Source organism: Brucella sp. HL-2 (genome assembly GCF_025846885.2).
GTDB classification, from domain to species: Bacteria; Pseudomonadota; Alphaproteobacteria; order Rhizobiales; family Rhizobiaceae; genus Brucella; species Brucella quorumnocens.
Genome location: NZ_JAOYTK010000031.1, coordinates 15,506 through 40,156, shown reverse-complemented (window position 1 = coordinate 40,156; position 24,651 = coordinate 15,506). Strand labels below are relative to the sequence as shown.

Below are 24,651 nucleotides of genomic sequence, written 5' to 3'. Positions count from 1 at the left end.
CCCCCGAATTCGGCAGGCTCCCTATCCGTAAAGTCATATGGGAAGATAGGACGTTTTCGGCAAGACCGTAATCACTACAAACGCACAAATAAAAGATGGCGCGGAGAACCGCGCCATCTTTAAATATCAATCAGTTGTAGTTTTGAAAATTAAGCGTCGGAATCCGCAGTTTCTGCGACCGACGTATCGCCAGCACCTTCATCCTTGGCAACACGGCGCGGACGACCCGGACGACGTGTGCGACGGACTGGAGCTTCTTCTTCAGCCGAAGCTTCGACCGGCGCTTCAGCCGCAGGAGCGGCCTTTTCCACGACAGGGGCAGCTTCCTCTACAACCTTGGCAGGCTTTTCAGCGCGAGCTGGCTTTTCAACAACCGGTGCCGATACGGGCGCTGATACTGCGGCTGGTTGTTCGTCAGCTGCAGCAACCTGTACGTCTACTGAAGGCTGTTCCGAACTATCGTCCGCATTGAAACGTTCGCGCTGTGGGCGACGACCGCGACCAAGACGACGCTGATCGCGTCCATCACGTGACTGCGAGCGATTTTCCGAACGGTTCTCGCTGCCTTGTTCGCCATAGACGACTTCAGCAGGTGTGCCTTCGATAACAGGCTGCGGGCCCGAACCGTTTACTGGCTGCGGTGCGGAAGCGGCTTGAACAAAGCCGTTTTCATTTTCATCTTCATCACCACCATCATTGTCGAAGTTTTCTTCGCGCTGATACGGAATGTTCTGCTGCGCCATGGCAGCCATGATGATGCGATTGTAATGTTCTGCGTGCTGAAGATAATTTTCAGCGATGACACGATCACCGGACGCCTGCGCGTCGCGAGCCAGTGTCGTATATTTTTCTGCAATATGTTGAGCATTGCCGCGGATTTTTACATCCGGACCATTGCTTTCATAATTACGCGACAGAGGATTGGGGCCCTTGCGGTTATTGTTGTTATTATTATTGTTATTCCCCCGTCCGCGCATGCGCCTGTTCTGCTGTGCTGGCCTCATAGTCATCTCTTTTCAGATTAAAGGGCGTAAAATTCCTGTAGCGTAAAGCCACCGGCTTCGCATTATCGAGCCATGGAGGAAGCACACCCTAAAACTTCCCACACATCGAATGGTTCTGAGTTCCGCGTCGTCTATCAAAGACAACACGAACCTTTCGGGTTGGCACTTTGCAAGACCCGATCCGAAAAGACGAACTTCTCGGAACTATTTTTGAAAGTCGTGCACTTCCGTACAAACCATCCCATGAGAAAAATCCACATGGGAGCATGACCTAAAGTCGTCATGGAGCATTTCCGCCACCGCCCTCAAGCGGGCAAAACCATTCTGGCTGTATACGGTGGCTGGAAACTAAACGGCTTCGCCGTAAATTCCAAGCGCTTTTTTAGTAACATCGAGCGTTTTTTACAGCGTATCCCGAAAACTGTGAAATGGTTTTTGGACATGATGCACACTGAAAACATCGTTGGAGTGTCAATCTGTTTCAATCAGACCAAACACAACTCCGACACTCGTTCTATTAAAAGCCCGTTGCATCTTTCTGCGTGAAAACCATGGCCCTTCTATGGCCACCGAAATCGCTCGCACTGTTGATCAAATGGAAATCAGCGCTTTTAAAAACCGCGCTCACATCGTCAAACTGGCCTGCGCCAATTTCGACGGCAACTATTCCATCCTTATATAGGTACTCTGCTGCATGCTTTGCAAGAGCACGATAAAAATCCAGTCCATCCATTCCCCCATCGAGGGCCGCCATCGGATCATGCTCACGCACTTCTCGTGACAGATCCGCGATGTCTTTATGCGGAATATAGGGGGGATTTGAAACAATAAGATGAAACCGACCGCGCACATTGGAAAACCAATCGCTTTTCAGCGCCGCAAATCTATCGCTAACACCATTCATGGCCGCATTGATCCGTGCCATGGCCAGTGCACCTTCCGCGACGTCCAGTCCAATACCGTGCAGCTTTTCAAACTGATGCAGCAGTGAAATCACGATGGCACCCGTACCCGTGCCCATATCGAGCATCGTTGCCCGACCGTGCCGTGCGATTAGCTTTTCGATATAAGGTGAGATCAGCTCAACGAGTGCTTCGGTATCGGGTCGCGGTTCTAGTGTTTCGGGCGAAAGCCGGAATGGCAAACCATAAAACTCGCGCATTCCGATAATGCGATGCACAGGCTCGCCCGCTATCCGACGCTCCAATGCGTCATTCAATTGCGCAACCTGCGCTTCATCAATGAGCTTTTCCGGCGCGGAAATCAGATCAAGCCGCGTTGCGCCAGTGATCCACTCGACAAGAAGCTGCGCGTCGAGATCGGGGGTATCGAGGTGTGCCGCACGAAGTCGTGCGCGGCTTGATGCCGTCAAGCTATCAAGACGTTCGCCACTCACGTGTTTTCGCCCAGTTCCATCAGAAGTGCTGTCTGATGATCGGAGATCAATGCATCGACCAGTTCGTCGAGTTCACCCATCATCACTCGGTCGAGTTTGTAGAGGGTCAGATTAATACGGTGATCGGTAACGCGCCCCTGCGGAAAGTTATAGGTGCGGATGCGCTCTGAACGATCCCCCGAGCCAACCTGGCTGCGACGCGATTCCGAACGTTCACTATCGGCCTTTTGCCGCTCCATATCATAAAGACGCGCACGCAAAATCTGCATTGCCCGGGCGCGGTTCTGGTGCTGCGATTTTTCGGCCTGCACCACCATGATGCCGGTAGGAATATGGGTGATACGCACAGCCGAGTCAGTCGTGTTGACGTGCTGTCCGCCGGCACCAGACGCACGCATCGTATCGATGCGGATATCCTCATTGCGGATTTCAATGTCGATATCTTCGGCTTCCGGCAACACCGCAACGGTTGCAGCGGATGTATGAATACGTCCACCTGCTTCAGTTTCCGGGACGCGCTGCACACGATGCACACCTGATTCGAATTTGAGCTTGGAGAAAACACCCTTGCCCGAAACCGTGGCAATGATTTCCTTATAACCGCCTGCGTCACCTTCGCTGGATGATACCAGCTCAACGCGCCAGCCTTTTTCAGCTGCAAAACGCTCATACATGCGGAAAAGATCACCTGCGAAAAGCGCTGCTTCCAGCCCACCCGTACCGGCGCGGATTTCAAGGATCGCGTTCTTCTCGTCTGCCGCGTCTTTCGGCAGAAGAAGAATCTGCACTTCCTGCTCCAGCCCCTCGATCCGTTCAAGCACACCTGGCAGTTCTTCCACAGCCAGCGCCCGCATTTCAGCGTCAGTTGATGCATCATCGCGCATAGAAGCGAGATCCCGCGCTTCATTGCGTGCATCTGTCAGTTCACGAATTTTGCCCACGACTTCCTGAAGCTCGGAATATTCCGACGCAAGCTTCACATAGGTTTCCGAATCCGGATTGTTCGCCATCTGGCTTTCAATCATCGAGAACCGCTTCAGAAGCTGGTCCATCCGGTCCTGTGGCAAGGCAATCATTGTTTCGTCCTAATCAGAGCATTTGAGCCAAAACTGCGTGAGGCAAATGCGTAAATACAAAGAGCAAGCAGCGCGTGAATAAACAGTATTGAGCGCCGCACACAATGCGCGGCACCCAAACATTCCATGCAATTTTCTACGCTATAACGGAATATCGTTGTCTTCGGCAAACTGAAGCAGCAATTCGCGCATCGAATGTGCGCCATTGGGCTTGTCCAGTTTCTCGTTCAACAATGCGTTGAGCTTGCTCACATCAAGCGCGCCAAGCATCGCCTTCACTGGACCGATATTGGCCGCCGACATGGAAATCGAACGGAAGCCAAGGCCGAGTAGCGCCATCGCAGTCAGCGGACGGCCCGCCATTTCACCGCACAATGTGACCGGCTTTCCGTGACGATTTCCAGCATCGACAATATGTCGAAGTGTGCGCAGGAAGGCTGGCGAAAGCTGATCGAAGCGACCGGAAATCAGCGAATTTCCGCGATCGACCGCCATCAGGAACTGGAATAGATCATTGGAACCGACCGAGACAAAGTCCACAATCGACATCAACTCATCGAGCTGCCACAGCAGTGCTGGCACTTCAACCATGGCCCCGAGCTTCAGATTGAGCGGCAGCGTATGGGCAAAGCGGGAAAGATGACGGACTTCGCGATCAATGATCTCGCGCGCGGCCTTCACTTCGCTAACCTCGGTTACCATCGGTAGCATGATTTTAAGTTCACGCCCGCCCGCAGCTTTCAGCAACGCGCGCAACTGTGTCCGCAGCAAGCCGGGACGATCCAATGTCAAACGGATTGCACGCCAGCCGAGAGCCGGATTTTCTTCCTGCGCTGTGGCACGGAAATAGGGGAGCACCTTGTCGCCGCCAATATCGAGCGTCCGGAAGGTGACAGGCTTATTGCCTGCCGCCTCGATTACCGAGCGATAAAGCCGTTCTTGCTGTTCCGCGCGTGGGAAGGTCGATGCCACCATGAACTGAAGTTCGGTACGGAACAGGCCGATACCTGCAGCGCCTGATGCCGAAAGTTGCGGCAGATCCACCAGCAGACCAGCATTCATCAGCAACGAGATATCGACCCCGTCTTTCGTCAGAGCGGGCTTGTCACGCGATTCGCGATAAAGCGCCTGACGACGGGCCCGGAAACGAACCTTTTCTGCATAGGCAGCTTCAACATCGGCCTGCGGACGCAGATGCACGATGCCTTCATCGCCATCGACAATCGCCGCATCATTGTTTTCAGCCATGGAAACAGCGCCTTTGGCCTGTCCCACAACCGGAATCCCCATGGCGCGCGCAACGATCACAACATGGCTCGTCGCGGCACCGTCTTCGAGCACCACGCCGCGTAAGCGCTCACGCGGGTAATCAAGGAGCTCTGCTGCACCCATTGAACGGGCGACAATGATCGAATCCTTGGCGAGCGATTCGGCCATTGTCTTGGCATCGCGCCCCATGAGCTGACGCAGCAAACGATTGGCCAGATCATCGAAATCAGACAAGCGCTCACGCATATACGGATCGGTCAGATGCACCATGCGCGCACGTGTGTCGCTCTGAACTTTTTCGACAGCGGCTTCAGCGGTCAAACCATTGTGCACAGCTTCTTCGAGACGACGCACCCAGCCACGATCATGCGCAAACATGCGATAGGCTTCGAGCACTTCACGATGCTCGCCTTCCACAGCCACATCGCGGCGTGAAAGCATGTCATCAATCGAAATGCGCAGAGACCCCAGCGCTTCTTCCAGTCGGATCAGCTCAGCTTGGCTGTCTTCATTGAAAAGGTTGGTTACGACGATACGCGGCTCGTGCAGCACGACATGACCAAGGCCGATGCCATCGTTGAGCGCATTGCCAGTCACACTCATAGGACGACCAAGATCCAGTTCAATACCTGGACGCGCGAAACGCAGACCATCTCCCGTCGCAATGATTTCGGCCAGAACCATGGCTGTCGTTTCAAGTGCTTCTACCTCGTCCTCACGATAAGCGCGCTTGGTCTGATTCTGGACAACAAGAACGCCCAAAGTGCGGCCAGCGCGTAGCACAGGCACACCGAGGAATGAATTATAGGCTTCTTCGCCCGTTTCCGGCAGATAAGCAAAAGCCGGATGGCTCTGTGCGTCTGTCAGGTTCAAAGGACGAGCACTGGCTGCAATGGTGCCGACAAGACCCTGCCCCAAACGCAACTGCGCCAGGTGAACGGATTGTGGATTAAGACCTTCGGTGGCGTAGAGCTCAAGCACGCCATCGGCGCGAAGAATGTAAAAGGAGCAGACTTCCGCAACCATATTTTGCGCGATTTCACGGACAATCCGGTCAAGACGCTCCTGCGGCTCCAGCGGCTCCGCCATCAATTCGCGCAGCCGCTTCAACAGCACGCGGGGACCGGTTGTCAGATCACGCATGATCGTCGGGGGCTCCTCATTCTGGTACAGGCTCAGCTTGTCGCAAAGCCAGTTCCCATTACCCGCCTGCGAAGCGTTACGCCAAATCCTTTGTGAGCATTTTTGACACGCGCGTCTAGTCTCTTCGTCAGAAAATCTGACAACTTCTATAATAAGACAATGCCGCTCCCAAAAGCGGTGAGCGGCATTGTTTCAAAACGGGTCTTTACATGCGACTTTAGATCTCGGCATCACAGCCGGCTAAGGATCGACTATTTATCAAGTCCATAGACGCCATGTAGTGTGCGTACAGCGAGTTCAGCGTAAGGGCCGTCTATCAGGATAGAAATCTTAATTTCCGACGTGGTGATAGCACGGATATTGATGCCCTTTTCAGCCAGCGCCTTGAAGGCTGTTGCTGCAACACCCGCATGGCTGCGCATGCCGATACCGATCACCGAAATCTTGGCAAGTCCGGTTTCCGACTGGATATGATCGGAGCCGATTTCTGCCTTCACTTTATCGAGAACACGCAGTGCCTTATCGATATCGCCGGTCGGGATCGTGAACGTCATGTCGGTCTTCGAACCGTCTTCCGACACGTTCTGTACGATCATATCGACATTAATGTGCTCTTCGGCCAGAGGTCCGAAAATCGCAGCCGAGATGCCTGGCCGGTCGGCCACGCGTCGGAGCGAAATCTGTGCCTCATCCTTCGCATAGGCGATACCTGTTACGACCTGCTGTTCCACGATTTCTTCCTCGTCGCAAATGAGCGTTCCGGGCGGGTTGATCGGATCATCCATGCCCGGTGCATTGGGGTCCGTAAAACTTGAGCGCACGAAGGTGCGAACTTTGTGTACCATGGCAAGCTCGACCGAGCGCACCTGCAGAACCTTGGCACCAAGCGAAGCCATTTCCAGCATTTCTTCAAATGTAATGCGGGAAAGGCGCTTTGCCTTGGGTTCGATGCGCGGGTCGGTCGTATAGACGCCATCAACATCCGTATAAATATCGCAACGGTCAGCCTTCACACCAGCTGCAATCGCCACAGCCGACGTATCCGAACCACCACGGCCCAGCGTCGCTATACGATTGTCAGGGCCGATACCTTGGAAACCGGCAACGACCGCAACCTGACCCATTTCCATGCGACGGATAATTTCCGAACCGTCGATTTCCTGAATACGAGCAGCGCCATGCGCATTGTCGGTCTTGATAGGAATCTGCCACCCCTGCCAAGAACGAGCGTCAATCCCGATCGCCTGAAGCGCAATTGCCAGAAGGCCGCTTGTTACCTGTTCGCCAGAAGCAACGATCGCATCATACTCGCGTGCGTCGTAAAAAGGTGAGGTGCCGCCGGCGACCTTGGGCATGCTCTGCACCCAGTTGACCAGTTCGTTGGTCTTACCCGACATGGCGGAGACAACGACGGCAACCTGATTGCCGGCATCGACTTCACGTTTGACGTGGCGCGCCACATTAGAGATGCGTTCCAGATCGGCCACAGAAGTGCCGCCGAATTTCATCACGATGCGCGCCATTTAAGGATACGTCCCGTCTTTTGAAAAATTACACTAACGCCTGCCGAAACCTTATTTTCTTGCGACAGACAAACCCGGGGTCACATAGCTAAAATGTCGCGCTTCCGCAAGAGTATGATTCCCGTGAAACAATAATCAGCACTTCGGATTCGGGAATTTGATTTGATCCTTGACTTTAACACGCTACCTTGAGAGCAGGACTGCATGCTGCGTCCGCTGGAGAATGACATGACCGAGACTGCCCGTACCACAATCGATGCTTCCGAAATCGAGCATTTTTCGCGCATTGCTGCGCAGTGGTGGGACCCGCAGGGTAAGTTCCGTCCGCTTCACAAGTTCAATCCAACGCGGCTCACCTATATCAAGGAAAAGGTCTGCGAGAAGTTCAAACTCGATCCGAACAGCCCTCGCCCGTTTGAAGGTCTGCGCTTTCTCGATATCGGCTGCGGTGGTGGTCTACTGTGTGAACCGATGTCACGGCTTGGGGCAACAGTGGTTGGCGCGGACGCATCCGAAACCAATATCGAAGTTGCAAAAATCCACGCCGCCCAAAGCGGTGTCGAGGTCGATTATCGCGCTACCACTGCCGAAGCCTTGGCTGAGGCTGGTGAGAAGTTCGACGTTGTTCTCAACATGGAAGTGGTTGAACACGTTTCAGACGTTGATCTGTTCATGTCTGCCACTAGCGAAATGGTGAAGCCGGGTGGACTTATGTTCGTTGCCACCATCAATCGCACGCTCAAAGCCTATGGCCTTGCAATCATCGGTGCTGAATATGTACTGCGTTGGCTGCCTCGCGGCACGCATCAATATGAAAAGCTGGTGCGCCCGGAAGAGTTGGAAGCTGCCTTTTCCAAGGCTGGCCTCAGCCTCATCGACAAGCTCGGCGTCACTTATAATCCACTTGCCGATAGCTGGAGCCGTTCACGCGATACCGACGTGAACTACATGGTTCTCGCCGAACGGCCCGCATAAACATTCGATTATCAGCGCTTCTGTGCCTTCGTCGTCAGCGCCACACCAAAGGCTATGACGACCGCGCCAATCCAAGTGAGCGGTGGATAGCTTTCGCCTAAAAACAAAGTTCCGGAAATCAGACCAAGAGCCGCTGCAACATAACCTATCTGGCTGAGATAAACCGGTCCACCGACTGCCTGTAGCCTGAAAAAAAGCGCGAACATGCCCGCCGAAGCAATAGCTTGTACAACTGCCGTCATCGGTGCCAGAGCGAGTGTCTCAATTGGGAAATTACCGTTAAACAGGAAAATGCCGATAAAAAGCATCCCGGCCGCAGCCAGATGGCTGCCTGCGGCGAGTTCAGTCGGGTCAGCATTTTTCGGCCAGTCGAGTGTGCGATAGACGTTTCCCATCGCAAGCAAGACCGGGATGAGAAGCGCAAGCCCGATCCACAACGGATCAGCAGGTTTACCCACTTCCCCGCGCGTCACTGCCACCATGATTGCACCGATGAAACCAGCCGTAATCCCCGCAATCCCAAGCCCGTTGGGGCGGCGCAGACCAAACCCCATTGAGATCACCAGCGTCATAACCGGCGACAGCGTGTACATGATTCCCGTGAAACCAGCGCCAAGCCGCGGGATAGCAGACAAGATGAGGAAATTGGGCAGCGCATAGGAAATTCCAGCGGTGCAAATGTAATAACGCAGCCTACCGCCTGAAAAACCGACCCGCTTTTTACTCAAAAGCATCACAAGCAGCAGGATAGTCCCGGCACTTGCTGAGAACAGGAATGTCCACATTGCAGGCGGAACACCAGCTTCTGCAGCAATTTTCCCGAGGGGAAGAATTAACCCCAGCAGCGTTCCAGTAGTGATCAGCAGAAAAGGCGCCGAATCCATCAATTTCATGCGCCTGTCCCCTTACGCAATCAATATTTTTAGAAAATCAGTTTTTATCTTCCGGAAACACCGGCAGCGGCATCACATCGACACCATCTTCGATAAGAGAATGAACTTCTTCCTTGGACGCTTCGCCGTAAATGCCACGCACTTCAGTCTCACCAAAGTGGATTTTGCGCGCTTCCTCAGCAAACTGATCGCCAACATAATCCGCATTTTCGCGAACCGTTCGGCTCAGCTCCCGCATTTGCTCAAGCACCTGCTTCTGCGCCTCACCCATGGCAATCGCCACCTGCTCTTTCGAGCGGCTGGTGGAGACTGCTGGCGCCATCAGTGATTTCTGAATGTCTGGTGAATTGCAGACAGGACAGGAGACAAGTTTACGTTCCGACTGCCGATCAAAATCGGCATTGTCGCGAAACCAGCCCTCAAACTCATGGCCGTGATCGCAATGAAGCGAAAAGCGGATCATGGATTATGCGTCCTCTTTCTCTTTTGCTGAAGCAATCTTAACCGAGAACTCGCGTGCATTCTTGAGATTGGGCACTTTGGCACGTGCACTCGCACTTTCCGCAATATCAATATCTGCAACAATCACAGCTGGCTCATCGTGGGCTGCTTCCGCCAGAACCTTGCCCCAAGGCGAGACGATCAGCGAATGGCCGTAGGTCTCGCGACCATCCTCATGCAGACCGCCTTGTGCTGCCGAAATCAGGAACGCACCGTTTTCGATGGCACGTGCACGCTGCAAAACATGCCAGTGGGCTTCACCTGTCTGCCTGGTGAAAGCAGCAGGTGCGGTGATCACATTGGCACCGGCAAGCGCCTGTGCACGGAAAAGCTGCGGGAAACGAATATCGTAGCAGACAGCCATGCCGACATTGGCAAAGGGCAATTCGGCAATAACAGTTTCTTTGCCCGGCTCATAGGTTGCCGATTCGCGCCAGCTTTCGCCATTGTCGAGATCGACATCGAACATATGCACCTTGTCATAAGTCGTAATCTTGTCGCCGGAAGGCGCGAAGATGCTGCCACGATTGGCAACTTTGCCGTCACCGACATCAATGGCCGTCGAGCCGATATGCAGAAAGATGCCGTGCTTTTTTGCAAGTGCCGATGCTGCATTGAACACAAGGTCATTGCCTTCATCACGCAAGCTCGCAAAAAACGCAGCACGGTCGCGCATCATCGCGCCGGTCATTTCAGGGGTTTGCACATAATGAGCACCTTGAGCCACAGCATCAGAAACCAGTTTTTCCAAAGCCTCGACATTGCGGACAATATCGGTGCCTGAACGCATCTGGATAGCGGCAGCGCGAAAAGTGCTCATTGGTATCTCCCTTATTCCAACTTAGCTCAATGCGCCGGTTGCAAGCAGACCGTCAAGCTTGCCCTGACTGTCGAGTGCAAAAAGATCATCGCAACCGCCGACATGAACCGAGCCCACAAAAATCTGCGGAAAAGTATTGCGGCCCGAACGTTCCTGCATTTCTGCACGCAGTTCAGGTGTGGCAGCCGCATTAATTTCGTTGAACTTAACGCCCTTGTCATTGAGAAGGCCCACTGCGCGCGTGCAATAAGGGCAGCCAGGGCGGGTATAAACGGTAACATCAACCATGAAAAACTCCATTCGTTGCCCACTATATAAGTGGCAACGACCTGATCTGGAAGCCCCTCATGCATTCACGAAACTGTATTTACGTGTCGGGTAGGACGCGACTAAACGTCAATACATCCACACTCTTCGCTCCGCCGCGCAGCAGGGCGCGGGTCGCAGCTTTCACGGTCGATCCGGTTGTATAGACATCATCGATCAGCAAAACCCGCCGCCCACGCACATGAATGTTATGTTCTTTGGGGACGCGGAACGCGCCGTCAACATTCCGCTTTCGCTCTTTCAACCCAAGACCGATCTGCTGATCGGTACGGCGAATTCGCTTGATCGCTTGCGGTGCAAAAGGCTTGTCGCTTAGCTCCGATAATGTTCGGGCCAATTCTGCCGATTGATTGAACCGTCGCGACCAGAAACGCCACCTGTGCAAAGGCACAGGCAGAATAACATCGCATTCATCCAGCAATTCTCGCCCTGCCCGCAGCATCCAGCGTGCCATCCACGGCGCAAGATCGGTTCGGTCATGAAACTTAAGCGCCACTGCCATTCGCTGCGCCGCACCTCTATGCAAAACAGCTGAACGCAGACGTCGAAATGGCGGTGGATCGGCAATGGCTTCCGCACTCATGAAGTTCTCGCCAAAATCATGATTGAACGGAATGCCCAGCACCGGACAATAGGGCTTTTCAATAAAGCGCAATTGCGACCAGCATTGCGGGCACAATGTTCCGGGTTCGGAAACCTGCGTCCGGCAACCGATACAACTTGCTGGAAACAAAATATCCGAAGAATAGCGCAAGCCGCCACGAACGACGATCAGCGTGTTCGTTTTGATCCTGAACAACAAGCTTTGATGCGATCTGTCGTCATCTGCCATTGCATTCGCCCCCGTTCGAATGCATCTAATCATTTGCTCTTACGCATTATCCTACGCAAAATCGCTTCACACTTTTGCTGGAAATGCTTCTACTTTATCTCAGCATGCTCGAAAGAGAAGACGTAATCGAAATGGCTGCTTCCTCATCTGCCCCCGCACACGAAAGCGCGATTTTTGATCGCGATCTTTTGCTTGCCTTCCGTCGACGCGCATTCAGACGCGCTGAGCCGGGCGCGGATTTTCTCTTGCATCGTGTTGCCGAAGATCTGGAAGACCGTCTGGATGCAGTCAAACGCCGCTTTCCTGTTGCTGTCGATCTTGCAGGTCATAATGGATCCGCCGCAGCAGCCATTGGCCGATCAGGCAAAGCCGATCTGATCCTGCGCATCGAACGCGATGAAGCGTTCTTGAAAGGCCCTTTTGCAGCGATTGTTGCCGATGAAGAGATTCTGCCGCTCAAGCCCGGTAGCGTCGATCTTATCGTTTCGCTCATGTCTTTGCACGCAACCAATGATACGCCGGGCACAATGGTGCAGATCGCGCGTGCGCTTAAGCCCGATGGTCTTTTCCTCGCAGCATTCAGCGGCAATGGGACCTTGGGCGAATTGCGCGAAAGTCTTTTACAGGCCGAAATTGAACTGACTGGCGGCGCTTCTCCACGCGTCTTTCCATTTGCGGATGTGCGTGATGTAGGTGGCCTTTTGCAACGTGCAGGTTTTGCGCTTCCAGTAACGGACGTGGAAAACGTCACCGTGCGCTACGATAGTCTCTTCAACCTGATGACCGATCTGCGTGCCATGGGCATGCAGAATGTATTGCGTGACCGTTCGCGCAAGCCGGTATCGCGGCGACTTTTCCTGCGCGCAGCCGAAATTTATGCCGAACGCTTCAGCGATCCTGACGGGCGTATTCGTGCCACGTTCTCGACAATCTGGTTATCGGGCTGGGCACCACACGAATCGCAGCAAAAGCCACTCAAGCCCGGTTCTGCCAAGGTTTCACTGGCTGATGCGTTGAAAAATGTCGAATAAACTCTTAGAGCATCTCTCCTAAAAATGGGAACCGTTTTTGAGGTAAAGACCTGCTTAAAAACAAACAGATAGAGCATTTTCTACGATTCATCTTAGACAGGAAATGCTCTAGCAGTCGCCCGTATGGCTGCCGTCTGGGTCAATGACACAGATCGGGCGTACAGGTGCTTTACGCGCGACGACTGGATCGCGTTTGATCGAACCGGTCATGGTGCGATCAATACCATCCGGCAGCACGGATTGGGCTGCAACCTTATTAGCCTGATCATTTAAAACCGGCACAATGATCAGCGCGAGGGCAACAGCGGCGGAACCAAAAAGAAGCACGACGCGCAAAATGCCACGACCAGCTTTCGAGAGTGGTCCCGGCGTATATTCATTATGATCTGCGCTGAAATAATTATTATCGAAACTCATGAGGCAAACTCCGGGGACTTGTCCCAGAGAATGCCGCAGTGGAGTGAATCATCGATTAACGCGGGCTGTAAATCGTAAGGAATTGTCAGCTATTTTTAGACTTTCCACAGCTCATAAGAGATCGATCAAAAACGGTATCAGCGGCTCATCGGCAGGTGGCATCGGATAGTCCCGCATATCCTTTGGCCGGACCCATTTCAGCGCCTGTCCTTCCAGCCCCTGTGCAACGCCCTCAAACCGGCGGCAGACATAGAGTGGCATCAGCAAATGAAAGTCGTCATAGGTGTGGCTGGCAAAGGTCAGCGGCGCAAGACACGCTACCTTTGTCGTAATGCCAACTTCTTCCTGCAACTCGCGGATCAGTGTTTCTTCCGGAGTTTCACCCTGTTCAACCTTGCCACCGGGAAACTCCCAGAGACCGGCAAGCGATTTTCCTTCCGGCCGTTGCGCCAGAAGAACGCGTCCATCAGCATCCACAAGCGCGCAGGCCGCAACCAGCACGATACGGCGGGATTTACTCTCACTCATTTTTCATTGCTCTCCCGGTAAGCATAACGATAGGCTTCCTGAAAGCCAAAGCGCTTGTAAAGCGCAAGCCCCGCCACATTGTCCGCTTCAATCTGAAGCCATGCCTTTTTAGCACCGAGGCTCGCGGCCCATTTAAGCGTTGACCCGATTATGGCGCGCCCATATCCATTGCGACGGGCATCGGGCAATGTGCCTACATCGAAAAGACCGGCCATAACACCGTCCTGCACACAAAGCACATTGGAAACAGCGCGTCCGCCATCTTCGAGAACAAACATGCCCTTGTTGGGACGAATGCCGTCGAGCAGCTCAGAGAACCCCGGACGAAGTTCTTTGGGGCGTCCGTGGATCGCCACGGATGCCTCGACAAACCGCCCGATATCTTTGAGAGGTATCTGATCCCGTTCCTGCGACAGATCCAGCTCTTCCAGATTGGAGGTCATGACGATGGTTTCGTCCTGACGCTTCCATCCCAGACCTTCGAGATAATCTTCAAGTTCGACCGGCGCGAGCGGCGAAAGCCGGAAACATGGCACACGTCCGTAAGCGCGAAAGCGCTGTGAAGCCAGTTCGATACGCGCCGGAATATCACGCGTATCACCCGGATCGAGCGGATTGACCGAGTTGAGGCGCTTTGAAGGATGTGCAGCCGTCATGCGTATCGCCCATGTCCCGTCATAATGAACGGACGTGGCAGGCCATGCACGAAAGCCCACAGCTTCAAGCTGGCGAACAATAGCTAGATTTTGCGCGGAACCGGGCTTTGTCACAGTCAACTCCGTAAACTCAGCTTCTGTAGTCGCCATTAATAGCCACATATTCTTTCGTCAGATCGCAGGTCCAGACTGTCGCCTTGCCGTTACCGATCCCGAGATCAACTCGGATGAGGATATCCTCGCCCTGCATATAGGTCGAGGTTGCCTCTTCGGAATAGGCCGGGTCGCGTTCGCCCTGATATGCAACACGAATATCGCCGAACCAGATTGCCAGAAGATCGCGATCAGCCGGTTCGCCCGCTTTACCGACAGCCATGACCACACGGCCCCAATTGGCGTCTTCACCGGCAACGGCGGTCTTGACCAGCGGTGAATTGGCAATGGAAAGCGCGATTTTCTTGGCGGAAGCTGCGGATTTTGCACCCGTCACTTCAACTTCGACCATCTTGCGCGCGCCTTCACCATCCCGCACAACCTGAAGCGCTAGCGATTTCAGGACGCGTGCCAGCGCCTTCTTGAATTCGCCAAGGCGCTTGTCTGAGGCGTCTGTAATTTCAGGTGCGCCGCGTTCAGCAGCAGAACCTGTTGCAAACAACATCAGCGTGTCTGAAGTGGAGGTGTCGCTATCGACTGTGACTGCATTGAAGGTCGAGCCAACGCCCTTGGAAAGCAGGACCTGAAGGACGTCCGACTTAATCGGTGCGTCGGTGACGACGAATGAAAGCATGGTCGCCATATCAGGCGCGATCATGCCCGCACCCTTGGAAATCCCATTGATCGTGACCGGAACCTGACCGAGCAACACCGTTTGGGTCGCCACTTTCGGATAGGTGTCGGTCGTCATGATGGCCTTGGCGGCCTCAGTCCAGAAATCGTCGCTGGCGGATTTCGCCATATCATCGAGTAGTCCGGAGAACTTGGACGCATCCAGCGGCTCGCCGATAACACCGGTAGAGGCAAGAAACACATCGGTCGTATTGCAACCGACAGCCTTAGCTGCAGCTTGAGCCGTTGCTTCCGTGGCTGCACGGCCCTTCAGACCAGTAAAAGCATTGGCATTGCCCGAATTGACCACGACTGCGCGCGCCTTACCGTGTGCAAGATTGCCACGGCAGAAATCAACCGGCGCTGACGGGCAGAGCGAACGCGTGAAAACGCCTGCCACTTCTGCTGGTTTGTCGAACACCATCAGCATGACATCCGTGCGGCCCTTATACTTGATACCGGCAGCGGCGGTTGCAATGCGCACACCGTGAATAACCGGCATGGATGGATAATGTTTAGGGGCGAGCGGTGATACGGAAGCGGACATGATTGCCTCTGAAGAGATGCGATTTGATTCTGGCGCATTGGAAATGTTTGCGGCGTAAAATCAAGTATTAACTGGAGCGCATCCCGAAAAGTGCGAAGCGGTTTTTGGACAAGATGCGCGCCAAAGCAAATATTTGGAGCGTTTCCCCTGATACAGGGAAAATTGAAACGCTCTGAGCGACAATGAAAAACGCCCCGGAAATCCGGGGCGTTTGTATTTCTTTCAAGGCTTACTGCTGCGGCTGGGTAGCGGCTGGGGCATCGCCCTCATCGCCTTGTTCCTGTGCCGCTGCGGCTTCTTTCATGGCTTTATCGACAGCCGGATCCTTATATTCGATCTTCATGCCATCGCGCAGCTTCTTGACCATTTCGACATAACGCTCACGCATGATGATCGAACGGATCTGCTCAGAAACCTGATCGAATGCTGGTGGCTGTTTTGTACGGCGATCTTCTAGCTGGATCACGTGGAAGCCAAACTGCGACTGCACTGGTTCCTTGGTATATTCACCTGGCTTCAATGCAAAAGCTGCTTTTTCGAATTCCGGAACCATCTGTCCTTCGGAGAAGTAACCGAGATCGCCGCCATTAGCAGCAGTGCCATCGGTCGAGCTTTCCTTGGCGAGATCTTCAAACTTCGCGCCACCTTCGAGCTTCTTGATGATCGCTTCAGCTTCTTCCTTGGTCTTCACAAGAATGTGACGTGCACGCACTTCGACCTGCGGCGGAATAGCTGCGATTTCCTTGTCGTAACGCGCACGAACATCGGCGTCAGAAATCTTGTCGACAACCGCATCCTTGAAATATTCGTTATGGAGTGCGCGTTCACGCAGGAATTCCATACGGCTTTTGAATTCATCGCTCTGATCGAGCTTTTCCTTCGCGGCTTCATCAGCCATCGCCTTGATGTCGATGAGAGCTGCGAGAGCGGCCAGACGGCGCTGTTCAGCCGGAAGGCGTGCAAACTGCGGATCAAGATCACCAGCGGCCTGATCAACTTCACCTACGGTGATATCTTTACCGTTTACAGTCGCAAGAACCTTTGCAGGATCTTCGGAAGCAGCTGCAGACTGTGTTGCTTCGGACTGGGTGGCTTCAGCTGGCTTTGGTGCAGCATCCTGCGCAAAGACAACGGTGCCCGAAAAACCTGCCAGTGCAACAGACGTGGCAAGAATGGCAAGAGCCTTGCGGTACGGGGCTTTGAGAATGGCTTTCATATGAGATTCTCTCCTTCGAGACCGCCTACCGGCCCCATGAATGCGGCGGAATTTGGCCCGGGAGGACTGTTGTCCGCTATAAAAGACAGGATTTCCGGCCTGTCGAGCAACGTTGACATCGCTTGAAGCCCCTCTTATCTGTCCTTCGACTTGTCGTCCAGTAAGCGACCGGGGGAATTACGCGAAAAATGCGCCGTATCTGGCGGCTTTTAAAGCGCAGTTTTCTTGCATTTGTTTCAATACGCGTGAATAAAGCATTCGACATTGCCGGAAGCGCTTCCGGCTGAACGGACAGGAAAGGACCAGGAATGGTCAGCTTTGGCGGCCTCGCCCGCAAGATATTTGGTTCATCCAACGACCGCCAAGTGAAATCACTGCGGGCTCGTGCGGAACAGATTACTGCGCTTGAGAAGAATTACGAAGGAATCTCCGACGAACAGCTTCAGGCGAAGACTGCGGAATTTCGCGCAGCACTCGCAGAAGGCAAGAAGCTCGACGACCTGCTGCCGGACGCTTTTGCAACGGCGCGTGAAGCCGCCAAGCGCGTGCTCGGTATGCGTCCTTTCGACGTACAGCTGATCGGCGGCATGGTCCTGCATGAACGCGGCATTGCTGAAATGCGCACGGGTGAAGGCAAGACGCTGATGGCGACGCTGCCTGTTTACCTCAACGCGCTTGAAGGCAAGGGCGTGCATGTGGTGACGGTCAATGATTACCTCGCCAGCCGCGATGCCGAAACCATGGGCAAGCTTTATAACTTCCTCGGTCTCACCGTGGGCGTCATCAAGCACGGCCTTGATGACAACGAGCGGCAAGCCGCTTACGGCTGCGACATTACCTACGGCACCAATAACGAGCTCGGCTTCGATTATCTGCGCGATAATATGAAGTATGAGCGCGGCCAGATGGTACAGCGCGGTCACAACTACGCCATCGTCGACGAAGTGGATTCGATCCTCATTGACGAAGCGCGTACGCCGCTGATCATTTCCGGCCCGCTCGAAGATCGCTCCGACTTCTACAACCTCATCGACACTTTCATTCCAGCCCTTGAGCCGGAAGATTTTGAGATCGACGAGAAGCAGAAGACAGCCATCTTCACCGAAGTCGGCACCGAAAAGGTCGAGCAGCTTCTCGACGCTGCGGGACATCTGAAAGGCGAAAGCCTGTACGACATCGAGAATGTCGCGATCGTCCATCACCTGAACAACGCGCTGCGGGCACATAAATTGTTCCAGCGCGACAAAGACTATATCGTCCGCAATGACGAAATCGTCATCATTGACGAGTTTACTGGGCGCATGATGCCGGGCCGCCGTTATTCGGAAGGTCTCCATCAGGCACTGGAAGCGAAGGAAAAGGTTACGATCCAGCCTGAAAACCAGACACTGGCTTCGATCACTTTCCAGAACTATTTCCGCATGTATACCAAGCTCTCCGGCATGACCGGTACGGCTGCAACGGAAGCGGAAGAGTTCGGCAATATTTACGGTCTCGAAGTTCTGGAAATTCCGACCAATCTTCCCGTCAAGCGTATTGACGAAGACGATGAAGTCTATCGCACGGTCGAAGAAAAATACAAAGCCATCGTCAAGGACATTCACGCATCGCATGCAAAGGGACAGCCGGTCCTCGTCGGCACAACCTCGATTGAAAAGTCAGAGCTTCTGGCTGAGCGTCTGCGCAAGGAAGGTGTGAAGGACTTCCAGGTCCTCAACGCCCGCTACCACGAGCAGGAAGCTTTCATCATCGCGCAAGCTGGCGTGCCGGGTGCCGTGACCATCGCCACCAACATGGCGGGTCGCGGTACGGATATTCAGCTCGGCGGCAACCTTGAAATGCGCGTGCGTGAAGAGCTTTCGGATGTGCCTGAAGGCCCAGAGCGCGATGCGAAGATCACCGAGATCAAGGCTGATATCGCGCGGCTGAAAGAAAAAGCTCTCGCTGCCGGTGGCCTTTACGTTCTCGCGACCGAACGTCACGAAAGCCGCCGTATCGACAACCAGCTGCGTGGCCGTTCCGGTCGTCAGGGCGATCCGGGCCGTTCGAAATTCTTCCTGTCGCTTCAGGATGATCTGATGCGCATCTTCGGCTCCGACCGTATGGACGGCATGCTGCAGAAGCTCGGCCTCAAGGAAGACGAAGCCATCGTCCACCCATGGATCAACAAGGCGCTTGAAAAGGCGCAGACCAAGGTTGAGGCGCGTAACTTCGAAATCCGCAAGAATCTGCTCAAGTACGACGACGTCATGAACGATCAGCGTAAGGTGATCTTCGAGCAGCGCCTTGAAATGATGGACGAAGAAGACCTGACTGAGACCGTGGCGGAAATGCGCCATGAGGTCATAGAGGACATGGTCACTCTGCGCATCCCTAAAGATGCTTACGCTGAAAAGTGGGACATTGCGGGCCTGAAAGACGACGTTCTTACCAAGCTCAACCTTGTCCTGCCGATTGAAGATTGGGCCAAGGAAGAAGGCATCGCCGAAGAAGAGTTTGAAGCCCGCATCAAGGAAGCTGCCGACAAGGCCGCTGCCGAGAAGGCAGAGCGCTTCGGCCCGCAGATCATGACTTACATCGAAAAGTCGGTGATCATGCAGTCGCTCGACAATCTGTGGCGCGAACATCTGGTCAATCTCGACCATCTGCGTTCGGTTGTCGGCTTCCGTGGCTATGCTCAGCGCGATCCGCTCAACGAGTACAAGACGGAAGGCTTTGAGCTGTTCCAGTCCATGCTCGCGAATTTGCGTGAAGTGGTCATAACACAGCTCTCGCGCGTTGAAATCGTTCGTGAAGCTCCACCAGAGCCGGAGCTTCCGCCAATGACCGGTCGCCATATCGACGGCACCACCGGCGAGAATGACTTTGATGAGAACGCATGGGCAGAGCATCAGCAGGATGAACGTGTCATCCCGGCTGGCGAGCGTGACCCGGCAGATCCGACGACATGGGGTAAGGTCAGCCGTAATGAATCCTGCCCTTGCGGATCAGGAAAGAAGTACAAGCACTGCCACGGAGCGTTTGATTAAGCGCATACCGAAAAGTGTTGTCTCATACAAAACCCCGGCGTGAAATCGCCGGGGTTTTTCTTTGTACACTTGGTGCCACTGCCCGCATATTTTAAACATCAAAGCGACACATCAGAAACGAGTGAAGAAGACATAGATCGCCATACACTTCAATTTCAGCAATTGCTTAAAAACTGATATCTTCAGAAAGTAATTACCATCTCTTTCAATTTGGCTCCGCTTTGACAGCAAAGATCTTTTCTTTTTACCTTTTTAAAGAACTGCCATCTAATGATCAGCCATCGCAAACCGAAACAGTTTCGGATGCGTATAAAAGATGGTCCTTAAGAAGATCAGCAGAAATAGCGGAGCCTTGAACTAAAGCCTGTCGCGGAAAATTGGGATCCGGTTTTCCGATAACGACATGCTTAAAGCATTTCCAGCAAAAAGTGCGAAGCGGTTTTGCGTAGGATAATGCGTGAAAACAAATAGTTACTGCGGTTCCAACGATTCAGTCTTAACTGGAGCCGCGGTAAGAACAAAGACTTAAAACGCGACGCGCTTTAAGCTCCGCGATAAACAGGGTTGGCAACGAGTGGGTTTTTCGGCAACGAGAGCAGCGAGCCAGTTTTTGCCTGGCAAGATCGCAGCCAGACTTCGTCCCATGACGGAGCGGGTTGATGCTGTCTTAATGGGAGCAGGCCCGCAGGCAAGTGCCCAGCGCTCGTCGCTGCTGGCCTTTTCTGTGCGTGCAGCAAGTGCGGCAATAGCTCTGCTTTCACAGGTTATCCTCGCCCGCTGGATGGGTGAATTCCAGTATGGCATTTTCGTTCTCGTCTGGCTAACCATGATCATTATCGGTGATCTCGCCTGTTTCGGATTGCATACAACAATCATCCGCTATGTGCCTGAATATATTCAGCGCAACCTGTTTAATCCGCTACGCGGCATTCTTTATACCGGACGGCTTTTCGCGCTCGGATCAGCAACCGCGATCGCCTTGTTAGGCGTCGTGCTGTTGGCACTCCTGAAAGACCGTATCGAGAGCTATTATCTCATTCCGTTCATTCTCGGCTTCGTGTGCCTGCCAATGATTGCGCTTGGCGATATGCTCGATGGCATTGCCCGGTCGCGTACATGGATCATGTTGGCACTGACGCCGAGCTACATCATCCGTCCGCTGCTCGTTCTCATTTTCATGGTTGCAGCTCACGCCGCAGGATTGCCATCAACTGCTACAAATGCACTCGCTGTTTCCATCGCCGCAACCTGGGTGACCACGATCGGGCAATTGCTGACCCTTGATCGGTCACTTGCAAAAGATATCTCATATGGACCAAAGGAAATCCATTTGGCGGCATGGATGAAAGTTGCCCTGCCGATTTTCTTTGTCGAAGGTTTTTTCTTCCTTCTGATCAATGTCGATGTGCTAATGGTTGGCCACATCATGGACCCACAGCATGTGGCGATCTATTTCGCGACAACTAAAATCATGGCGCTGGCCCATTTTGTTTATTTCGCGGTCAAGGCAAGCGTCGCACAACGCTATTCTGATCTGCTGCACAGCGGCGACCGTGCGGAATTTGCAGCCTTTGCAGAAGCATCGACCCGCTGGACCTTCTGGCCGACATTGTTTCTCGGCATTGTCATCCTTGCCATGGGCTATCCGCTGTTGATGCTCTTCGGCAGCGCCTTCACGCAAGGCTATCCGCTTTTGTTCATTCTGATCATCGGCGTGATTGCACGCGCAAGCGTCGGACCTGCCGAAAGCCTGCTCAACATGTCTGGCAAGCAGAATATCTGTGCTCTGCTCTATGCAGTGACGCTTGCCGTTAACGTCGCGCTCAACCTTATTCTCATTCCGCGCTTTGGTCTGATGGGGGCCGCCTTCTCGACAGCCATCTCGATGTTGCTTGAGGCGGTTCTGCTTTCAACCGCTGTGCACCGCACCATGCAGATTACGATGTTTATTCTTATTCCCCAAAAGCGCACCCGAGATGCCCGCAGCAATAGCTCTGAGGAGACCTTGTAATGGCCGCGAAACCTTTGCTTGAAGAATCCGCAGGCGGACACACAGCCCGCATCATTTCGCAATTGTCCGAAAATCTGCCAGCTATGGATGCGACTAAACGACTGGAGGAAAGCCTGCATAGCCGCGATATCCCACGCAAGCTTGCAATCTACGGTGCATCGGCAGGCTTTGAATTGCGTGACGAGCTTGACCACCTGAGCAATCGCACGATTGAGCCGAACATCTTTTTCAACGCACGTTTTCTCGCCCCAGCCATGCCGCGTCTGGAGGACCGCGAAGTGCGCTTCATGGTCATGCGCGATGAAAACGAAGTTCGTAGCCGGCTGCGTTTCGTCATGCCCTATACCATCGAGCGCCCCGGGCTACCGCTTTCTGCACCTGTCATTCGTGCCTGGGCAACGCCATTTGGTCCGCAGGGCACGCCGCTTATCGACCATGATGACCCCGTTGGCGTTCTGGAAGACCTGTTCGATATTCTTGCACGCGATCATATCAAAATGCCGGAAGTCCTGGTGCTTCCCGAAATGCGGGCCAATGGTTCGGTCGCAAAACTAATCCGCTCGGTAGCGGTGGGTCGACAATTGCCCATGGTTTCAATCGAGCAGAAAGAGCGTCCGTTCCTGGAAAGCAACCTGGATGGGGAAGACTACGTCAAGCAGGCTATCGGTGCGCATCATCGTCGCGAATATAGTCGTCTATGGCGCCGCCTTGCAGAAAAAGGCGAACTCGCACACCGTATTGCAAGAACGCCAGATGAAGTCCGCCATGCGTTCGAGCATTTCCTGACATTGGAAGCCAGTGGCTGGAAAGGCCGACGTGGAACTGCCATGGCTGTTGACCGCTTTCGCGCGGCCTTTGCCCGTGAAGCCGTCAACAATCTTGCAGAGCGCGACTGCGTTCGCATCCACACATTGGAACTCGCTGGCCGTGTGGTAGCCATCCTGATTGTTTTCACTGTCTCAGGCGAAGCATGGACCTGGAAAACAGCCTATGACGAAACGCTTCAAACCTATTCACCGGGCATGTTGTTAATGATTGAGGTAGTTAAAAATCATCTTGAGGATACGAACATCACACGCACGGATTCGTGCGCTGTGCCTGATCATCCGGTTATGTCCCGTCTGTTTAAAGAACACGAAACCATTGAAACTCTGGTGATTGGTCTTCGCCCGGGAGCTGACAAGAATGTTCGGCAGGCAGCATCGCAAATCCACCTCTATCAGCGGACGCGCAATCTCACGCGCATTATCCGAAATCGCATCCGCAACTTTACCGAGCGCAAATAACAGGTAGCCAAGACAAAAGAAAAAAGATGCGATTACTTGAGATAATCGGAAGCTGTGCTATCATTGTTTTTGGGAGAGCGCCTGAAATCAAAATTGGCAGGCGAAAAATGAGGGTCTGATTTGCTTGGCATTGAGTTTTACTCAATTGCGATTAAGTAAACCGATAAACACGACCATCTTTCGCCGCTCACAAACACCAAAGCGCCTCCCTTGGGAAGGAGATGCGCTATGTTTGAATATCTCACTTATCTGAAAACCCTCGACCTGATAGTGCTCGGATTTATTGCCTTTCTGGTCTGCTGGAATATCGTCGAGTACAATCTGCGCCGCTGAGGCTAACGCATGCCACAGCTAAATGGACACATTTAGCGTTAGCGAACATGCGACAATTAAAGGGATTCAAGACGAGCGCCATGGGTGCGATTATGCGCTACACGCTCTAGAGCGCCGTGCGCCCTCTTGGGCGCACCAAGGTCGCTCTAACACTTTATATTTACAGTATAATTTTACCTTAAACTGATTCAAGTTTAAGGAATTATGCTGTAGAGAGTATTCCGATTTGACTGACTGAGATCTGCGCTCCCAGATCTGGTTTAGTTTGTGTTTTGTCTGATCCCGCTTAGGCGCTCTACACCTTTCGGGATATGCGCTCAGGTCTTTTACCAGAATCACAATCTTGTAGATCCCAGTTTCACTCAGTCCGGATTTTGCTCTAAGCATCGGCCCAAAAATCGGATTAGATTTTTGGAAAGAACGATGCGTAGACTCAGTAATTAGGAGCTTGCTTTGTCCACCCAAGAGAGCGCACGGCACTCTAAACAGCTTTGAAAAGGTCTTTTGGACTGACGGGTGAGCGCTTTGTTCAAGCCAAATCGCCTGTCTCGCCGACTTCGCGGCTTAACTTGAAAGTATAATCGGTCAAGCAGCTTGAGGGCGATTGACCTTGTTTCGTTTAGCCGGTATATCCCTCCCCGCTGTCCGTTTTTGGACCATGTCAGACTGCATTGGCAGTCGTGTGCGGGTGTGGTGGAACTGGTAGACGCGCCGGACTCAAAATCCGGTTCCGCAAGGAGTGTCGGTTCGATTCCGACCACCCGCACCATTTTTCAATTAATTTACGTTTATTATCAATATGTTATCTAGTTACTGGATATTTCAATCCACCCTATAAACCACCCTCTTTCGTTTTGTTGAGCGCTTAATCTGCGACAATCTGTCAAGCTGATGTCGCGCCAGCCGATGCCCGATAGGCGCACCCCGATTGATATACTTTGATATTAAATCAAATCGCCTCGCGCGCGTGCGCGTGTGTACTGCGCAGAAAATCAGCCTTCATATGCGCCTCT

Annotated in this window: 20 protein-coding genes and 1 tRNA gene; 6 read left to right on the top strand and 15 right to left on the bottom strand. The window is 53.3% G+C overall.

The window, feature by feature from the left end; genetic code table 11:
• Nucleotides 1-149: 149 nt before the first annotated feature.
• The 5 genes from OIV19_RS20970 to OIV19_RS20950 form a co-directional block, all read right to left on the bottom strand.
• Nucleotides 150-1,004, bottom strand: a complete 855-nt coding sequence (locus OIV19_RS20970) for a DUF4167 domain-containing protein (RefSeq protein ID WP_264233618.1) — start codon at nt 1,002-1,004, stop codon at nt 150-152.
• A gap of 517 nt (nt 1,005-1,521) precedes the next feature.
• Entirely contained in the window at nt 1,522-2,400 is an 879-nt protein-coding gene (gene prmC / locus OIV19_RS20965; RefSeq protein ID WP_264233616.1) for a peptide chain release factor N(5)-glutamine methyltransferase, read from the bottom strand.
• Nucleotides 2,397-3,476, bottom strand: a complete 1,080-nt coding sequence (prfA, locus tag OIV19_RS20960; RefSeq protein ID WP_191793977.1) for a peptide chain release factor 1 — start codon at nt 3,474-3,476, stop codon at nt 2,397-2,399. Before prfA ends, prmC begins: the two co-directional genes overlap by 4 nt.
• A gap of 141 nt (nt 3,477-3,617) precedes the next feature.
• Nucleotides 3,618-5,888 carry a phosphoenolpyruvate--protein phosphotransferase gene (gene ptsP, locus OIV19_RS20955; RefSeq protein ID WP_095447539.1) on the bottom strand — a complete coding sequence of 757 codons (2,271 nt, stop codon included), beginning with the start codon at nt 5,886-5,888 and terminating at the stop codon, nt 3,618-3,620.
• Between the two features lie 251 nt (nt 5,889-6,139).
• Nucleotides 6,140-7,411 (bottom strand): aspartate kinase, encoded by a 1,272-nt coding sequence (locus OIV19_RS20950; RefSeq protein ID WP_095447540.1) that lies wholly within the window; start codon nt 7,409-7,411, stop codon nt 6,140-6,142.
• A gap of 228 nt (nt 7,412-7,639) precedes the next feature.
• Between OIV19_RS20950 and ubiG the strand changes: the two genes are divergently transcribed.
• Nucleotides 7,640-8,386, top strand: a complete 747-nt coding sequence (gene ubiG / locus OIV19_RS20945; RefSeq protein ID WP_191793975.1) for a bifunctional 2-polyprenyl-6-hydroxyphenol methylase/3-demethylubiquinol 3-O-methyltransferase UbiG — start codon at nt 7,640-7,642, stop codon at nt 8,384-8,386.
• 11 nt (nt 8,387-8,397) lie between these two features.
• On the opposite strand, the gene OIV19_RS20940 is transcribed toward ubiG, so the two are convergent.
• The 5 genes from OIV19_RS20940 to OIV19_RS20920 form a co-directional block, all read right to left on the bottom strand.
• A complete protein-coding gene (locus OIV19_RS20940) occupies nt 8,398-9,279 on the bottom strand; it encodes a DMT family transporter (protein WP_095447541.1) in 882 nt (293 codons plus the stop codon).
• A gap of 37 nt (nt 9,280-9,316) precedes the next feature.
• Complete coding sequence (locus OIV19_RS20935) at nt 9,317-9,742, bottom strand: DUF1178 family protein (RefSeq protein WP_095447542.1); 426 nt, start codon at nt 9,740-9,742, stop codon at nt 9,317-9,319.
• A gap of 3 nt (nt 9,743-9,745) precedes the next feature.
• Entirely contained in the window at nt 9,746-10,600 is an 855-nt protein-coding gene (locus tag OIV19_RS20930; RefSeq protein WP_264233612.1) for a carbon-nitrogen hydrolase family protein, read from the bottom strand.
• 21 nt (nt 10,601-10,621) lie between these two features.
• On the bottom strand, nt 10,622-10,888 hold the full coding sequence (gene grxC, locus OIV19_RS20925) for a glutaredoxin 3 (RefSeq protein ID WP_095447544.1): 267 nt from the start codon (nt 10,886-10,888) through the stop codon (nt 10,622-10,624).
• 79 nt (nt 10,889-10,967) lie between these two features.
• On the bottom strand, nt 10,968-11,759 hold the full coding sequence (locus tag OIV19_RS20920) for a ComF family protein (RefSeq protein ID WP_264233609.1): 792 nt from the start codon (nt 11,757-11,759) through the stop codon (nt 10,968-10,970).
• A 131-nt stretch (nt 11,760-11,890) separates the two neighbouring features.
• On the opposite strand from OIV19_RS20920, the gene OIV19_RS20915 reads away from it, so the two are divergent.
• Nucleotides 11,891-12,790: a methyltransferase domain-containing protein gene (locus OIV19_RS20915; RefSeq protein WP_095447997.1), complete on the top strand. Its 900-nt coding sequence runs from the start codon at nt 11,891-11,893 to the stop codon at nt 12,788-12,790.
• A gap of 108 nt (nt 12,791-12,898) precedes the next feature.
• On the opposite strand, the gene OIV19_RS20910 is transcribed toward OIV19_RS20915, so the two are convergent.
• From OIV19_RS20910 to OIV19_RS20890, 5 genes are all read right to left on the bottom strand, one after another.
• On the bottom strand, nt 12,899-13,207 hold the full coding sequence (locus OIV19_RS20910; RefSeq protein WP_095447546.1) for a hypothetical protein: 309 nt from the start codon (nt 13,205-13,207) through the stop codon (nt 12,899-12,901).
• Nucleotides 13,208-13,318: 111 nt separating this feature from the next.
• Nucleotides 13,319-13,735 carry an 8-oxo-dGTP diphosphatase MutT gene (gene mutT / locus OIV19_RS20905; RefSeq protein WP_095447547.1) on the bottom strand — a complete coding sequence of 139 codons (417 nt, stop codon included), beginning with the start codon at nt 13,733-13,735 and terminating at the stop codon, nt 13,319-13,321.
• Nucleotides 13,732-14,541: a GNAT family N-acetyltransferase gene (locus tag OIV19_RS20900; protein ID WP_095447548.1), complete on the bottom strand. Its 810-nt coding sequence runs from the start codon at nt 14,539-14,541 to the stop codon at nt 13,732-13,734. Before OIV19_RS20900 ends, mutT begins: the two co-directional genes overlap by 4 nt.
• Nucleotides 14,522-15,763, bottom strand: coding sequence for a bifunctional glutamate N-acetyltransferase/amino-acid acetyltransferase ArgJ (gene argJ, locus OIV19_RS20895; RefSeq protein WP_264233603.1), 1,242 nt, complete (start codon nt 15,761-15,763; stop codon nt 14,522-14,524). Before argJ ends, OIV19_RS20900 begins: the two co-directional genes overlap by 20 nt.
• A gap of 229 nt (nt 15,764-15,992) precedes the next feature.
• Entirely contained in the window at nt 15,993-16,979 is a 987-nt protein-coding gene (locus tag OIV19_RS20890; RefSeq protein ID WP_095447998.1) for a peptidylprolyl isomerase, read from the bottom strand.
• A gap of 308 nt (nt 16,980-17,287) precedes the next feature.
• Between OIV19_RS20890 and secA the strand changes: the two genes are divergently transcribed.
• The 4 genes from secA (at nt 17,288) to OIV19_RS20870 (ending at nt 24,407) form a co-directional block, all read left to right on the top strand.
• Nucleotides 17,288-20,008, top strand: a complete 2,721-nt coding sequence (secA, locus tag OIV19_RS20885) for a preprotein translocase subunit SecA (protein WP_264233600.1) — start codon at nt 17,288-17,290, stop codon at nt 20,006-20,008.
• Between the two features lie 643 nt (nt 20,009-20,651).
• Nucleotides 20,652-22,019, top strand: a complete 1,368-nt coding sequence (locus tag OIV19_RS20880) for a lipopolysaccharide biosynthesis protein (protein WP_498831068.1) — start codon at nt 20,652-20,654, stop codon at nt 22,017-22,019.
• Complete coding sequence (gene bspF / locus OIV19_RS20875; protein ID WP_264233597.1) at nt 22,019-23,305, top strand: type IV secretion system effector crotonyl transferase BspF; 1,287 nt, start codon at nt 22,019-22,021, stop codon at nt 23,303-23,305. The genes OIV19_RS20880 and bspF overlap by 1 nt, the downstream gene beginning before the upstream one ends.
• A gap of 1,017 nt (nt 23,306-24,322) precedes the next feature.
• A tRNA-Leu gene (locus OIV19_RS20870) sits at nt 24,323-24,407 on the top strand.
• Nucleotides 24,408-24,651 lie beyond the last annotated feature (244 nt).

Coding starts and splice junctions, on each gene's coding strand:
- OIV19_RS20935 (WP_095447542.1), bottom strand. CDS start 9,742: ATGATCCGCTTTTCGCTTCATTGCGATCACGGCCATGAGTTTGAGGGC.
- mutT (WP_095447547.1), bottom strand. CDS start 13,735: ATGAGTGAGAGTAAATCCCGCCGTATCGTGCTGGTTGCGGCCTGCGCG.
- grxC (WP_095447544.1), bottom strand. CDS start 10,888: ATGGTTGATGTTACCGTTTATACCCGCCCTGGCTGCCCTTATTGCACG.
- OIV19_RS20970 (WP_264233618.1), bottom strand. CDS start 1,004: ATGAGGCCAGCACAGCAGAACAGGCGCATGCGCGGACGGGGGAATAAC.
- ptsP (WP_095447539.1), bottom strand. CDS start 5,888: ATGCGTGATCTGACAACCGGTCCCCGCGTGCTGTTGAAGCGGCTGCGC.
- OIV19_RS20940 (WP_095447541.1), bottom strand. CDS start 9,279: ATGAAATTGATGGATTCGGCGCCTTTTCTGCTGATCACTACTGGAACG.
- bspF (WP_264233597.1), top strand. CDS start 22,019: ATGGCCGCGAAACCTTTGCTTGAAGAATCCGCAGGCGGACACACAGCC.
- OIV19_RS20915 (WP_095447997.1), top strand. CDS start 11,891: ATGGCTGCTTCCTCATCTGCCCCCGCACACGAAAGCGCGATTTTTGAT.
- OIV19_RS20930 (WP_264233612.1), bottom strand. CDS start 10,600: ATGAGCACTTTTCGCGCTGCCGCTATCCAGATGCGTTCAGGCACCGAT.
- OIV19_RS20900 (WP_095447548.1), bottom strand. CDS start 14,541: ATGGCGACTACAGAAGCTGAGTTTACGGAGTTGACTGTGACAAAGCCC.
- ubiG (WP_191793975.1), top strand. CDS start 7,640: ATGACCGAGACTGCCCGTACCACAATCGATGCTTCCGAAATCGAGCAT.
- OIV19_RS20920 (WP_264233609.1), bottom strand. CDS start 11,759: ATGGCAGATGACGACAGATCGCATCAAAGCTTGTTGTTCAGGATCAAA.
- OIV19_RS20890 (WP_095447998.1), bottom strand. CDS start 16,979: ATGAAAGCCATTCTCAAAGCCCCGTACCGCAAGGCTCTTGCCATTCTT.
- secA (WP_264233600.1), top strand. CDS start 17,288: ATGGTCAGCTTTGGCGGCCTCGCCCGCAAGATATTTGGTTCATCCAAC.
- prfA (WP_191793977.1), bottom strand. CDS start 3,476: ATGATTGCCTTGCCACAGGACCGGATGGACCAGCTTCTGAAGCGGTTC.
- argJ (WP_264233603.1), bottom strand. CDS start 15,763: ATGTCCGCTTCCGTATCACCGCTCGCCCCTAAACATTATCCATCCATG.
- OIV19_RS20910 (WP_095447546.1), bottom strand. CDS start 13,207: ATGAGTTTCGATAATAATTATTTCAGCGCAGATCATAATGAATATACG.
- OIV19_RS20880 (WP_498831068.1), top strand. CDS start 20,652: ATGACGGAGCGGGTTGATGCTGTCTTAATGGGAGCAGGCCCGCAGGCA.
- OIV19_RS20950 (WP_095447540.1), bottom strand. CDS start 7,411: ATGGCGCGCATCGTGATGAAATTCGGCGGCACTTCTGTGGCCGATCTG.